Below are 13,265 nucleotides of genomic sequence, written 5' to 3'. Positions count from 1 at the left end.
GGCACTGTAGCGCCGGGGAGTCCCGCGCGCCAGCAGGGACGCGGGCTTGGCTTATGCTCCCGGCATGAGTGCCCTGTTCGATTTTTCGCCCGCCGCCATCGCCGACCTGGCCCGCGCCGACGCGGCGCGCGCGCTGGCAGAGGACGTCGGCGACGGCGACCTGACCGCGGCGCTGGTCGATCCGGCGCGCCGCGCACGGGCGCGCGTGCTGGCCCGCGAAAGCGCCGTGATCTGCGGCGGCCCCTGGGCCGAGGCCGCGCTACGGAAGGTGGATCCGGCGGCCCAGGTGCGCTGGCTGGTGCGCGAAGGCGAGCGCTGCGAACGCGACCAGGTCGTGCTGGAAATCGAAGGCCAGGCGCGCGGCCTGCTTACCGCGGAGCGCACGGCGCTCAACTTCCTGCAGCTGCTCAGCGCCGTGGCGACCAAGACGGCCACCTACGTGGAGGCCGTGCGCGGCACACGCGCCCACATCGTGGACACGCGCAAGACGCTGCCCGGCTTGCGGCTCGCACAGAAGTACGCGGTGCGCACGGGCGGCGGCACCAACCACCGCATCGGCCTGTACGACGCGGTGCTGATCAAGGAAAACCACATCGCCGCGGCTGGGGGCGTGACGCCGGTGCTGCGCGAGGCGCAACGGGTCGCTGCCCGCGCCACCTTCATCGAGATCGAGGTCGAGACCCTGGCGCAACTGCAGGAAGCGCTGGGCGCCGGCGCCACCATGGTCCTGCTGGACAACATGGACCTGACTACGCTGCGCGAGGCCGTGCGCATCAATGCCGGCCGCGCGATCCTGGAGATCTCGGGAGGCGTCACGCTGGAAGGCCTGCGCGCCCTTGCGGAGACCGGCGTCGACCGCATCTCCATCGGGACCCTGACGAAGGACGTGAAGGCCACGGACTTTTCCATGCGGCTGAAAGAGATCTGATGAGTGCTGTGATCCCCATCAAGGATGTCGAATACGAACATCCCCTGCCCGGAAACACCTGCGATACCAAGCATGCCTGGGCCCGCGTGCCGCCCGAGCCGGCGCCGGCCGAGCGCACGGCGCTCAAGGAGAAGATCAGGCGGCTGCTGAAAGAGCGCAACGCCGTCATGGTGTCGCACTACTACGTGCATCCGGACCTGCAGGACCTGGCCGAGGAGACCGGCGGCATCGTCAGCGACTCGCTGGAGATGGCGCGCTTCGGCCGCGACCACGCGGCGCAGACGCTGGTGGTCTCGGGCGTGAAGTTCATGGGCGAGACGGCGAAGATCCTGTCGCCGGAAAAGCGCGTGCTGATGCCCGACCTGGACGCCACCTGCTCGCTGGACCTGGGTTGCCCGGAGGACGAGTTCGATGCGTTCTGCAAGCAGCACCCGGACCGCACGGTCGTCGTCTACGCCAACACCAGTGCCGCCGTGAAGGCGCGCTCGGACTGGCTGGTCACCTCCAGCTGCGCGCTGGACATCGTGAACGCATTGAAGACCAAGGGCCACAAGATCCTGTGGGCGCCCGACAAGCACCTGGGCAGCTACATCCAGCGCGAGACGGGCGCCGACATGGTGTTCTGGAACGGCGCGTGCATCGTGCACGACGAGTTCAAGGCCTTCGAGCTGCAGGACCTGAAGAAGCAGTACCCCAACGCCAAGGTGCTGGTGCACCCGGAATCGCCGGCCGACGTCGTTGCGCTGGCGGACGCCGTGGGTTCCACCTCCGCGATCCTCAGGGCCGCGCGCGAGATGGACGCGAAGGAGTTCATCGTCGCCACCGACAACGGCATGATGCACAAGCTGCGCACCATGAACCCCGGCAAGGTGTTCATCGAGGCGCCCACCGCCGGCAACAGCGCCACCTGCAAAAGCTGCGCGCACTGCCCCTGGATGGCCATGAACGGGCTGGCGGGCCTCGCGCATGTGCTGGAAACGGGGGCCAACGAGGTGAACGTGGATGCCGCCGTGATCGACCGCGCGCGGCTGCCGATCGAGCGCATGCTGGCGTTCACCGCCGCGCTCCGGGCGGGTCAGCCGGCCGGGGCGCTGGTCCCCAACATCGGCGCCGCCTGAAGGCGCCTCACCGCAGCCTGCGCGTGGTGCTGAAGTGCCACGCGTCACTGCCCGCCACGAGTGCGAGCAGCGCCCAGGTGGCCAGGGCCCAGGCGATGCTGAGGCTGGACACCTCCATCTTGGGGCCCTGGAGCGCCCAGGCCACCGGCCACCATTCGTAGATCGCCAGCAGCAGGGCCGCGGTGAACAGCACGAGGCCGGTGCTGAAGCGCCCCTGCAGCCATTGGCCCGTGCCCGGTACGAGGAAGGAGGCCAGCACTTCATGCCAGCGCCTCGGGCCGGTGACGGTGAGCCCACCCGGGAGCGCGACCGTTTCATCCGGAATCGCCGGCGAGGACATGAGCAGCTGCGCCACGCGGTGAGCGCTCGCGGTGCTGGCGCAGCGCAGCTGCAAGGTGGTGCCCGTGGTGAAGGTGAGCGCGAGGTTGGGCGCAGGCAGCAGCAGCCGCAGCCAGGGTGAGCGCCTGGGGCCAGCGGGGGCTTGCGACGGCGGGCCGGCGTACACCACCGAACGCCGCGGCCATTCGCTCACCAGCTGGCGCTCGCGCGCCGAGGCCACGAACAGCAGGATCCGCCGGTTGGTGACCAGCAGCCAGCGCTGGCGCCATCCCGTCACGAACACCGTCTCCCGCGGCACCTCGCCTTCCAGCTTCACGCGGTCGAAGTCGTCGTGGTCGCGCAGCCAACTGACCGCGCGGTGGTTCAGGGCCGGCTCGTAGGCGGCGTTCGCGGCGAGGCGCTCGTGGCGGCGCTGCTGCCAGAGTGCCGCGAGGGTGGCGGGCACCAGCACGCACAGCAGCAGCAGGCGCAGCGACGCGCCCAGGTCCAGCGGCCGCGGCCCGATCAGCCACCAATGCAGCAAGGGGAACAGCACGAACAGCGCGAGCAACAGCACCAGCAGCCGCACGGCCCACGGCACGCCGTAGACCCGGATGCGCTGGCGCGCCAGCTCCTGCGGCGAGGCGGCGCCCGTGACGGCGTGTCCGCCCTCGCGGGCCGCCGCCACGGCGCGGCTCGCGAGCCGGCGATGGCGCGCGTACGCCCCCATTCCCGCCGCCAGCAGCAGCGCGGCCACCAGGAACGCATACCGCGAGCCGAGCGTGCGCCAGAACCGGCGGTCGTCGCGCATCTGGCGCAGCAGGGTGCGCACCTGCGGATCGCCGAAGGGCGCATCCGCGGTGCGGTCCGGCCCGAAGCGCTGCACGCTGAAGTCCTCGCCGTCCACCACCAGCAGGCGGCCATCGAACCAGGTGATGTCCCGCAGTTGCGCGATCGGCTGCGTCTGGAAGAGGACCTGGCTGCCGTCCGGGAAGACGTCCACGGCGTGTCCCGGTTCCATCCAGTGCCCCATGCGCGTGAGCGTGGCGAGCGGCGCCTGCTGCGTGCCCGGCAGCGGGCTGCCCTGCGAGGCGATCGCTTCGCCGAGGAACGGGTGTCCGGCCGGCGCCGCCGGCAGCGCCACGACCGACTTCACCGCCAGCGTCGCCGCATCGAGCAGCACCAGGCGGAAGCGGTTGGTGTCCGTGGTCCACCAGCCTTCGGCCGACCACCACAGGCCGTTGGTGAAGTGGTAGGTGCCCGCTGCCGTCCGCGCCTTGAGTCGTCCGTCGCGGTCGAACAGCAGGACGGCGTGGCCGCCGCCGGTGGCCACCGCGATGTCGCCCTGGGGCGAGACCACGACGTGCAGGGCGCGCAGCTCCTTGCCGGCGAAATCCGCGGGCCACTGCGGCGTGATGGTGCGAACCGGCGCCAGCAGGGCGCGATCGACCAGCTGCCAGTCGCGATCCCCGCGGCTGGTGAGCAGGGCCTGCTGCTGCGGCGCGAGCGCGATGTTGCTGACCGCTTCGCTGAAGCCGAGGGAGCGCGCGCTGCGCATGCCGGTGCGGCGGCCCGTGCGGTCCAGGATCCAGAGTTCCTCGTTGACGCCCAGCCACACGGTGTTCTCGTCGATCGCCTGCAGCGCTCCCGGTCCCTGGAGCGTGACCGACTTCTGGTTGGCCGCGTACGTGATCGCGATGGCCGCCAGCGCGAGCGCGAGCAGCGCGGTCGCGAGCTGCTTCATCGCCTGCGCCGAGTGCCACATGGTCCCCATTCCTCCTCCTTGCCGATCGCCGGGGCGGGCCGCCGCGGCAGCCTGCGTGTCGAGTGTGCGCCGGTGCGCTCGGGTGCCCGGACCGCGCCGGACGGCCGGTGCGGCCCGCCCGGCGAGCAGCGCCCCGTCTGTGGTTCAGGGCGCAGGACGCTCCTGTGTGTCCATCAGGACAGCTGCTCCAGCAGCTGCTTCACGTTCGGTGGCAGCGTGAGAACTTCCGGGTCCGTGAGGACGCCGATGCCCAGGCCGTCCACGCCGTCGACCATCTTGCACTGGAACTTCGCATCGGGCTGCTTGAGGCACTCCACCACGCCGCGGGCGCTGGCCGTCGGCGCGTACCGGCCGGGGTGGAAGGTGTAGACCATGTCGTCCGCGTTGCGCGGGTAGACCGTGCGTTCCAGCAGGTCGGGCGGGTACTTGCGCTGCGTCAGCGTGCTGATCACGTAGGCCATGCGGGGACTCAGCTCCGGCAGGGTCTGTCGCGTGTCCGTCGTGTGCGCGCCGTGCAGGCCCACCATGGTCTCCGCGATCGGCCGGCCGTCGCTGAAGAAGCGATGCGAGCCGCTCAGGAAGATCAGCCCGCAGGCCGACTCGCACTTGCCCGACACGGCGGTGGGCAGGCCCTCGTCGCGGATGCGCACGCCAAGCTGGTAGCCGTTCCAGAGGTCGCCGCCGGGGCTCTGGTGCAGCAGCACCAGCTTGATCTTGTGGTCCACCAGTTGGTCACGCAAGCGCGCGAGGTCGGTGCCGTCCACCGGCCCGGACATGACCAGGGTGTCGCCCACCAGGTGGAACTCCATGGCGTGCGCCGGGGCGGCAAACAGGCAGGCGGTGCAGGCAAGCACGGAAAGCAGGCGGCTCAGCAGCATGCGGGCCGTTATAGCAAGCTCAGCCGTGCCGCACCACCCTCACGCGAACAGTGTCGCCATCCGGCCACGGCGGCGTGCGCGCCGGCCGTGGAACGTCAGCGCGCGGGTTCGAGGATGGTCGGCACCGCGACGTCCGCCATCTGCGGATAGTCGCGGCTGAAATGCAGGCCGCGGCTTTCGTGGCGCGACTGGGCCGAGCGCACGATCAGGTCGGCGACCGTCACCAGGTTGCGCAGCTCCAGCAGGTCGCGCGTGACGTGGAAGGCGCTGTAGAACTCCTGGATCTCCTCCTGCAGCAGCTTGATGCGGTGCGCGGCCCGGTCCAGGCGCTTGTTGGTGCGCACGATCCCCACGTAGTCCCACATGAAGCGGCGCAGCTCGTCCCAGTTGTGCGAGATCACGACCGATTCGTCGGCATCGGTCACGCGGCTGTCGTCCCACTGCGGCACGTCGGGCGTGGCCGGCATCGGCGTGGCGAGGATGTCGGTGGACGCGGAGCGGGCGAACACCATGCATTCCACCAGCGAATTGCTGGCCAGCCGGTTGGCGCCGTGCAGGCCGGTGTACGCCGTCTCGCCGATCGCGTGCAGGCCGGGCACGTCGGTGCGGCCGGACAGGTCGGTGTGGATGCCTCCGCAGGTGTAGTGCGCGGCCGGCACCACCGGAATGGGCTGGCGCGTGATGTCGATGCCCAGGTCCAGGCAGCGCGCGTAGATGTTGGGAAAGTGTTCCTTGATGAATGCCGCCGGCTGGTGCGAGATGTCCAGCAGCACGCAGTCCAGGCCGTGCTTCTTCATCTCGAAGTCGATCGCGCGCGCCACCACGTCGCGCGGCGCCAGTTCCAGGCGCGGGTCGTGATTGGGCATGAAGCGCGTGCCGTCCGGCAGCATCAGGCGGCCACCTTCGCCGCGCACCGCTTCCGAGATCAGGAAGTTCTTGACGTGCGGGTGGTACAGGCAGGTCGGGTGGAACTGGATGAACTCCATGTTCGTCACCCGGCAGCCTGCGCGCCAGGCGGCGGCGATGCCGTCACCCGTGGCCGTGTCGGGATTGGTCGTGTACAGGTACACCTTGCCGGCGCCGCCGGTGGCGAGGATCGTGTGCGGTGCACGGAACGTGATGACCTCGTCGGTCGTCTCGTCCAGCGCGTACAGGCCCAGGCAGCGATTGGGCTGCATCCCCAGCTTGCCGGCCAGGATGAGGTCCACCAGCATGTGGTGTTCCAGCATGGTGATGTTGGGCGTGTGCTTGACGCGCTGGATCAGCGTCTGCTGCACCGCCGCGCCGGTGGCATCGGTCACGTGCACGATGCGGCGCGCGCTGTGGCCGCCCTCGCGCGTCAGGTGCAGGTGGCCGTCCTCCTCGGAGAAGGGCACGCCCAGGCTCTGCAGCCATTCCACGCTTTCCGGCGCGTGCTCGACCACGAAGCGGGTGGCAGCGGGATCGGACAGCCCGGCGCCGGCCACCAGCGTGTCGTCGACGTGGCTGTCGAAGCTGTCGCTGCGGTCCATGACGGCGGCGATACCGCCCTGGGCCCAGCCGCTCGACCCGTCGCTCATCGAGCGCTTGGTGAGGATGGCCACGCGGTGCGTGGGCGCCAGGTGCAGCGCGGCGGACAGGCCGGCGAGGCCGCTGCCGACGATGAGGACGTCGAAATCGCGAGTGATCAAGGTGTTTCCACGGGAGGGCATCGGGAACCTTCCAGGCCCGCCGCGGAACCGGCTTTGCCGGGCCGCTGGGGGCGCCCCCTCGAGGGGGAGGCGGCCGCAGGCCGCTTCGGGGGGGAGTCCATCATGCGGGTTGGTAGGCAAGCCGGACGTAGATCGGGGCGTAGGCCTCCGCCTGCGTCAGCTCGATCAGGTTTTCCTTGGCGAGCTCCAGGGTGGCGATGAAGGTGACGATCAGCACCTGCACGCCGCGGTTGACGTCGAACAGGTTCTCGAACTCGACGAACTTGCGGCCCTGCAGCTTCTTCAGGACCATGCTCATGTGCTCGCGCACCGACAGTTCCTCGCGCGTGATCTTGTGGTGCTGGACCAGCCGGGCCCGCCGCAGGATGTCGCGCCAGGCCTCCTGCAGGTCGGCGATCTCCACGTCGGGAAAGCGCGGCGCCAGCGACTGCTCGATGTAGACCTGCGCCCGCAGCACGTCTCGCCCCAGCTGCGGCATCTCGTTCAGGCGGAAGGCGGCGGCCTTCATCTGCTCGTATTCCAGCAGGCGCCGCACGAGTTCGGCGCGCGGATCCTCGGCTTCCTCGCCGTCCGCCGTCTTCTTGGGCGGCAGCAGCATGCGCGACTTGATCTCGATCAGCATCGCGGCCATCAGCAGGTATTCGGCCGCCAGTTCCAGGTTGCGCACGCGGATCTCGTCCACGTACACCAGGTACTGGCGGGTCACCGCCGCCATCGGGATGTCGAGGATGTTGAAGTTCTGCTTGCGGATCAGGTACAGCAGCAGGTCCAGCGGGCCCTCGAAGGCCTCGAGGAAGATCTCCAGCGCATCGGGCGGGATGTACAGGTCCGTGGGCAGCGCGAACAGCGGCTCGCCGTACAGGCGGGCGAGCGCGACCTGGTCCACCACGTCGGGCAAGCCGGTTTCCTCCGCGGCCGGGGGCTCCGGCAGCTCGGGCAGGACGGTTTCGCCGCTGTCCATGGAGCCGGCAGCGTCAGCGGCGCTGGCGGGGATCGTCGCCGTACACGTACGGCTTCTGCGGCACGCGCGCCAGCTTCCACTCGGCCAGCTGGTCGCGGTCCAGGAGCTTGTCCCACCAGATCGAGCGGCCGGCGCGTTGCTGCGCTTCCAGCTCCGGCTTGTCCGTCTTCAGCTGGTCGATGAACTGGGTGACGTCGGAACGGTAGTCGGGACGGCGGAAGATACGTTGGAGCAGGCTGGCCATCCGGGCATTTTACGTTGAGGTCCATCGGGGACTTTCCGGGGTGCGTTGGCGGGCACGCTGAGCCTACGAGGCAAGGGGTCCAGCGGACGGATGCAGCGGCAGGAAGCTGCGCCAGCTGGTGGGGGGCGCAACTGATCAGTGGCTTACACTTTGCTGATCATGGACGCCTTGCTGTTCAGGGTGCGGGGTTCGGTTGTGACGATGGGCTGCAGACAACGGGCCGGACGCAGTGCGTCGCACCGGATTGCAGGCGGCGAGGCCAGTCGGCCCTCATGACCGAAGTCCTCGCGCCCAACCGGTGGCTCCATCTCGACTGGGTGCTGCTCGCCATTTCGGCCTGGCTGCTGGTGGGTGTGCTGGGCGTGCTGGCCCTGCGCCGGCTGGCGCTGGTGGCCCGCATCCTGTTTCCCGCGGGCGGCGTGATCTCGCTGGCGCTGTTCGGGCTGGCGCTGAGCGCCGCCTTCGACACCCCCGAAGTGGCGACCCTGCCGCTGGGGCTGCCCGGATTGCCCTTCCACCTGCGGCTGGACAGCCTGTCGGCGTTCTTCCTGACGGTGATCGCGGGCGCGTCGGCCGGGGTTTCGGCGTTTGCCGCGGGCTATTTCCGCAAGGGCGAGGGCACGCCGCCGGGACTGCTCTGCCTGGAGTACCACGTGTTCCTGGCCAGCATGGCGCTGGTGGTGCTGGCCGACGACGCCTATGCCTTCATGGTGATGTGGGAGACGATGGCGCTGTCCTCGTTCTTCCTGGTGATCGCCAACCACCGGATCCCCGAGATCCGCAGCGCCGGCTACCTCTACCTGCTGATCGCGCACATCGGTGCCCTGGGCATCCTCCTGTGCTTCGGCGTCCTGCAGGCGGACACTGGCGACTACACCTTTGCGAACATGCGGGCCCAGTCGCACACGAGCTTCTGGGCCTCGGCGGCGTTCCTGCTGGCGCTGCTCGGGTTCGGCGCCAAGGCCGGCCTGGTGCCCCTGCACGTCTGGTTGCCCGAAGCCCACCCGGCGGCACCCTCGCCAGTTTCCGCGCTGATGAGCGCGGTGATGCTCAAGACCGCCGTCTACGGCGTGCTGCGCGTTTCCTTTGACCTGCTCCATGGGCAGGTCTGGTGGTGGGGCGTGGTGCTGCTCGCCCTGGGGCTGGCCAGCGCCCTGTTCGGCGTGGTCTTTGCGGCCGCGCAGGTCGACATGAAGCGCCTGCTGGCCTATTCGTCGATCGAGAACATCGGCCTGCTGTTCGCGGGCATCGGGCTGGCCGTGCTGTTCTCCGCCTATGACATGAAGCCGATGGCGGCGCTGGCGCTCACCGCCGCCCTGTACCACGTCGCCAGCCATGCGTTCTTCAAGAGCCTCCTGTTCCTGGGGACCGGCGCTGTGCTGCACGCGACCGGCGAGCGCAGCCTCGGCAAGCTCGGCGGCCTGATCCGCTACATGCCCTGGGTCGCGTGGCTCACCCTGGTCGGCGCCCTGGCCTGCGCCGGCCTGCCGCCGCTCGCGGGCTTCGTCTCCGAATGGCTGCTGCTGCAAAGCTTCCTGTTCACCCCGGGCCTGCCCAGTTCCTTTCTGAACATGCTGATCCCGGTGGTGGCGGCGCTGATCGCCCTGGTGTCGGCCTTGTCGGGTTACGTGATGGTCAAATTCTTCGGCGTCGTGTTCCTGGGCCAGCCGCGCGAGGAGGCGCTGTCGCGGGCGCACGATGCCGGCGGCTGGGAGCGGCTGGGCATGCTCTGGCTGGTGGCGGGCTGCCTGGCTCTCGGACTGCTGCCGGTCCAGTTCATCGCCTTGATCGATCCGGTGACCCGGCAGCTCACCGGCGCCGGCCTGGGAACCACCGTGGCCGCCGGCGGCTGGCTGCTGGTTCCGGTGGACATCGACCGGGCCAGCTACGGACCAGTCCTTTTCCTGCTCGGGGTGGCCGCCGGGTCCGTGCTCGCCTGGGTGCTCGTGCGCCGTCTCTATCACGGTCGCCTGCGGCGCTCCCCGGCCTGGGATTGCGGCTTCCCATGGCAGACCGCGCGCATCCAGGACACCGCGGAAGGCTTCGGCCAGCCGATCCGGCAGATCTTCGAACCCTTGTTCCGGATGGAGCGGGAATTGCCATCGCCCTTCGACGCCCATCCCAGGTACCGGGTGGCGATAGGCGACCACTTCTGGCACTGGATCTACCTGCCGATCGCGGCCGGCGTCGAGCGCCTCTCGCGCGCCATCGGCCTCCTGCAGCAGGGCCGCATCGCGGTCTACCTGCTGTACAGCTTCCTCACGCTGATCGCCGTGCTGCTGTGGGTGATGCGATGAGCTGGCTGGGCACCCTGTCGCAAGTGCTGGCGATTGCCGCGGCCCTGCTGCTCGCGCCCCTCCTCACGGGCTGGGTCAACATGTGCCGCGCCTGGCTGCAGAACAAGTCGGCGCCGCCGCTGGTGCAGCCCTACCAGGTGCTGCACAAGCTGTTCAACAAGGACTCCGTGCTCGCGGACAACGCCTCATCGCTGTTCCGCGCCGCGCCCTACATCGTCTTCGGCTGCATGGCGCTGGCCAGCGCCATCGTTCCCACGCTGTCGACCGACCTGCCGCTGTCTCCAGCGGCGGACGCAATCGCGCTGGTCGGGCTGTTCGCGCTGGCCCGGGTGTTCATCAGCCTGGCGGCGATGGACGTGGGCACCGCCTTCGGCACGCTGGGCGCCCGGCGCGAGATGTTCATCGGCTTCCTGGCTGAACCCGCGCTGCTGATGGTGTTCTTCTGCGCCTCGCTGATCTCCAGGTCCACCTCGCTCACCACGATCGTGGAAACGCTGGCCCACCGTGAACTGGCGATCTATCCGAGCCTGGCGTTCGCCGGCGTCGCCTTCACCATGATCTCGCTGGCCGAAAACGCCCGCATTCCGGTGGACAACCCGGCGACCCACCTGGAACTGACCATGATCCACGAGGCGCTGATCCTCGAATACTCGGGCCGGCACCTGGCCTTGATGGAGTGGGCCGCCAGCCTCAAGATGTTCGCCTATTCGTGCATGGGCCTGGCGCTGTTCTTTCCCTGGGGCGTGGCCGAGGCCGGCGCGCCGCTGGCGCTGGTGCTGGCGATGCCGGTGCTCGTGCTCAAGCTCGCCATCGGCGGCGCGCTGCTCGCGTTCCTGGAAGGCGTCAGCGCCAAGATGCGGATCTTCCGCGTGCCGGAGTTCCTTGCCACGGCCTTCATGCTGGCGGTGATCGGCCTGCTGGTCAGCATCCTGCTCGGGGTCGGCGGTGGCTAGATTCATCCCCCAGCTGATCAACCTCCTGGCCGCGGTCATCCTGCTGCTCTCCTTCGCCATGATCTCGCAGCGCCGCATCGCCTCGCTGATCAACCTGTTCGCGCTGCAGGGCGCGGCGCTGGTCGCGGCATCCGTGCTGCTGGGATACGCGGGCGACAACCAGGACCTCTACGTCTCGGCCGGCCTGACGCTGGTGCTCAAGGTGATGCTGATTCCCTGGCTGCTGTACCGCGTGATCCGCAGGCTGAACGTGCGCTGGGACGTGGAGCCGCTGATCAACGTGCCCACCCTGATGATCGTGGGCATCGCCCTGGTGATCTTTTCCTTCAGCCTGGCCTTGCCGGTCTCGCGCCTGTCTGCCTCGATTGCCGGTGGCTCGATGGGCATCGCGCTGGCCTGCGTGCTGCTGGCGTTYCTGATGATGATCACCCGGTCGCGCGCCGTGCCGCAGGTGATCGGCTTCCTGTCGATGGAAAACGGGCTGATCTTCGCCGCCACCGCCGCCACCAACGGCATGCCCATGATCGTGGAGTTCGGCATCGCACTGGACGTGCTGGTCGGCATCCTGATCCTGGGCGTGTTCATGTTCCAGATCCGCGAGCAGTTCGACAGCCTGGACATCCACCACCTCGAAAAGCTCAAGGAAGACTGATCCTTGAACGCCGTCTACTTCGTCCTCGGCATCCCGGTCCTCGGCAGCGCGGTGCTGGCCCTGGCCGGGCACCGGGACCGGGCCGGCGACATCAACGTGGCATTCAGCCTGGGCACCTTCCTGGCGGCCTGCGTGCTGACGGCGCAGGTGATTTCCGGCGGCCCCCTGTTCGCGCTCGACCGGCAGTTCTTCATCGATCCCCTCAACGTGTTCCTGGTCACGCTCACCGCGTTCGTCGGCCTGACCACGGCGATCTTCTCGCGCCCCTACATGCGGGTGGAGCGCGACCACGGCAAGATGACGCCGCCGCGCCTGCGCCTGTACCACAGCATGTACCAGCTGTTCAGCGCCACCATGCTGGTGGCGCTGACGACCAACAACATGGGCATCCTGTGGGTCGCGATGGAGGCGGCCACGCTCACCACCGTGCTGCTGGTCAGCGTCTACCGCACCGCGGCCAGCCTGGAGGCGGCCTGGAAGTACTTCATCCTGTGCGGCGTCGGCATCGCGCTGGCGCTGCTGGGAACGGTGCTGCTGCACATGGCGTCGGAGCGGGTGCTGGGTCCGCATGGCGGCGGGCTGCTGTGGACCAACCTGGCCGAAGTGAAGCAGCAGCTGGATCCGAACATCATCACGCTGGCGTTCGCCTTCCTGTTCATCGGCTACGGCACCAAGGTGGGCCTGGTGCCCTTGCACAACTGGCTGCCCGACGCCCATGCCGAAGGTCCGACCCCGGTGTCGGCCGTGCTGTCCGGCCTGCTGCTCAACGTGGCGCTGTACGCGGTCCTGCGCTGCAAGGTGCTGACCGACGGCGCCCTGCAAAGCGCGCTGGCCAGCCAGCTGATGGTGGCCTTCGGGCTGCTGTCGGTGGTGGTCGCGGCGTTCTTCCTGTCGCGCCAGAGGGACGTCAAGCGCATGTTCGCGTATTCGTCGATCGAGCACATGGGGCTGATCACCTTCGCGTTCGGCCTGGGCGGCTCGGTCGCCAGCTATGCCGGCCTGCTGCACATGACCGTGCATTCCCTGATCAAGTCCGCCATCTTCTATGCCGTGGGCCACGCCTGCCAGAAGGCGGGCACGCAGGTGATGGAGGACATCCGCGGCCTGATCAAGGTCAGCCCCACGGTCGCCTGGGGCCTGATGCTCGGCGCGCTGGCGATCCTCGGCATGCCGCCGTTCGGCGTGTTCGCGAGCGAGTTCCTGATCCTGACCACCGCCATGCGTGAACAGCCCTGGACCACGCCTTTCCTGCTGATGGCGCTGGCGGTGGCTTTCGCCTCCGTGTTCAAGAAGGTGCTGCCCATGGTGTTCGGCGAAACATCGGTCAGGCCGCTGGCCCATTCGCCGGCGCTGCTGCCGGTGTTCGTCCACCTGGGGCTGGGCCTGATGCTGGGCCTGTACGTCCCGCCGTACCTGGACCTCTGGTACCGGCAGGCGGCGCGGATGGTGGGGGGATGACC

Annotated in this window: 11 protein-coding genes; 6 read left to right on the top strand and 5 right to left on the bottom strand. The window is 69.0% G+C overall.

Features of this window, described 5'->3' with window-relative positions; translation table 11 throughout:
* The first annotated feature begins 64 nt into the window (after window positions 1–64).
* A complete protein-coding gene (gene nadC / locus AC1DSA_RS06315; protein ID WP_477887173.1) occupies window positions 65–928 on the top strand; it encodes a carboxylating nicotinate-nucleotide diphosphorylase in 864 nt (287 codons plus the stop codon).
* Window positions 928–2,046, top strand: coding sequence for a quinolinate synthase NadA (gene nadA, locus AC1DSA_RS06310; RefSeq protein WP_477887171.1), 1,119 nt, complete (start codon window positions 928–930; stop codon window positions 2,044–2,046). Before nadC ends, nadA begins: the two co-directional genes overlap by 1 nt.
* 7 nt (window positions 2,047–2,053) lie before the next feature.
* Here nadA and AC1DSA_RS06305 read toward each other — a convergent pair whose 3' ends face one another.
* The 5 genes from AC1DSA_RS06305 to AC1DSA_RS06285 form a co-directional block, all read right to left on the bottom strand.
* Window positions 2,054–4,138 carry a hypothetical protein gene (locus tag AC1DSA_RS06305; protein WP_477887169.1) on the bottom strand — a complete coding sequence of 695 codons (2,085 nt, stop codon included), beginning with the start codon at window positions 4,136–4,138 and terminating at the stop codon, window positions 2,054–2,056.
* 164 nt (window positions 4,139–4,302) lie between these two features.
* Window positions 4,303–5,007, bottom strand: coding sequence for a hypothetical protein (locus AC1DSA_RS06300; RefSeq protein WP_477887167.1), 705 nt, complete (start codon window positions 5,005–5,007; stop codon window positions 4,303–4,305).
* A gap of 95 nt (window positions 5,008–5,102) precedes the next feature.
* Complete coding sequence (gene nadB / locus AC1DSA_RS06295) at window positions 5,103–6,698, bottom strand: L-aspartate oxidase (protein WP_477887166.1); 1,596 nt, start codon at window positions 6,696–6,698, stop codon at window positions 5,103–5,105.
* A 100-nt stretch (window positions 6,699–6,798) separates the two neighbouring features.
* Complete coding sequence (locus AC1DSA_RS06290; RefSeq protein WP_477887164.1) at window positions 6,799–7,659, bottom strand: segregation and condensation protein A; 861 nt, start codon at window positions 7,657–7,659, stop codon at window positions 6,799–6,801.
* A 13-nt stretch (window positions 7,660–7,672) separates the two neighbouring features.
* Window positions 7,673–7,903 carry a DUF3460 family protein gene (locus tag AC1DSA_RS06285; protein ID WP_477887162.1) on the bottom strand — a complete coding sequence of 77 codons (231 nt, stop codon included), beginning with the start codon at window positions 7,901–7,903 and terminating at the stop codon, window positions 7,673–7,675.
* A gap of 272 nt (window positions 7,904–8,175) precedes the next feature.
* Between AC1DSA_RS06285 and hyfB the strand changes: the two genes are divergently transcribed.
* The 4 genes from hyfB to AC1DSA_RS06265 are packed head-to-tail and all read left to right on the top strand — an operon-like array spanning window position 8,176 to window position 13,263.
* Window positions 8,176–10,200: a hydrogenase 4 subunit B gene (hyfB, locus tag AC1DSA_RS06280; protein WP_477887160.1), complete on the top strand. Its 2,025-nt coding sequence runs from the start codon at window positions 8,176–8,178 to the stop codon at window positions 10,198–10,200.
* Window positions 10,197–11,153, top strand: a complete 957-nt coding sequence (locus AC1DSA_RS06275; protein ID WP_477887158.1) for a respiratory chain complex I subunit 1 family protein — start codon at window positions 10,197–10,199, stop codon at window positions 11,151–11,153. Before hyfB ends, AC1DSA_RS06275 begins: the two co-directional genes overlap by 4 nt.
* A complete protein-coding gene (locus AC1DSA_RS06270) occupies window positions 11,146–11,805 on the top strand; it encodes a formate hydrogenlyase (protein ID WP_477887156.1) in 660 nt (219 codons plus the stop codon). Before AC1DSA_RS06275 ends, AC1DSA_RS06270 begins: the two co-directional genes overlap by 8 nt.
* Window positions 11,806–11,808: 3 nt before the next feature.
* On the top strand, window positions 11,809–13,263 hold the full coding sequence (locus AC1DSA_RS06265) for a hydrogenase 4 subunit F (protein WP_477887154.1): 1,455 nt from the start codon (window positions 11,809–11,811) through the stop codon (window positions 13,261–13,263).
* Window positions 13,264–13,265: the final 2 nt, after the last annotated feature.

The organism is Ramlibacter sp. P4_H7, from assembly GCF_056400765.1.
Note: the sequence above shows the minus strand (reverse complement) of the source record. Positions and strands in the feature narration are given on the sequence as shown.

Coding starts and splice junctions, on each gene's coding strand:
- AC1DSA_RS06290 (WP_477887164.1), bottom strand. CDS start 7,659: ATGGACAGCGGCGAAACCGTCCTGCCCGAGCTGCCGGAGCCCCCGGCC.
- AC1DSA_RS06275 (WP_477887158.1), top strand. CDS start 10,197: ATGAGCTGGCTGGGCACCCTGTCGCAAGTGCTGGCGATTGCCGCGGCC.
- AC1DSA_RS06305 (WP_477887169.1), bottom strand. CDS start 4,138: ATGGGGACCATGTGGCACTCGGCGCAGGCGATGAAGCAGCTCGCGACC.
- AC1DSA_RS06285 (WP_477887162.1), bottom strand. CDS start 7,903: ATGGCCAGCCTGCTCCAACGTATCTTCCGCCGTCCCGACTACCGTTCC.
- AC1DSA_RS06300 (WP_477887167.1), bottom strand. CDS start 5,007: ATGCTGCTGAGCCGCCTGCTTTCCGTGCTTGCCTGCACCGCCTGCCTG.
- nadB (WP_477887166.1), bottom strand. CDS start 6,698: ATGCCCTCCCGTGGAAACACCTTGATCACTCGCGATTTCGACGTCCTC.
- nadC (WP_477887173.1), top strand. CDS start 65: ATGAGTGCCCTGTTCGATTTTTCGCCCGCCGCCATCGCCGACCTGGCC.
- hyfB (WP_477887160.1), top strand. CDS start 8,176: ATGACCGAAGTCCTCGCGCCCAACCGGTGGCTCCATCTCGACTGGGTG.
- nadA (WP_477887171.1), top strand. CDS start 928: ATGAGTGCTGTGATCCCCATCAAGGATGTCGAATACGAACATCCCCTG.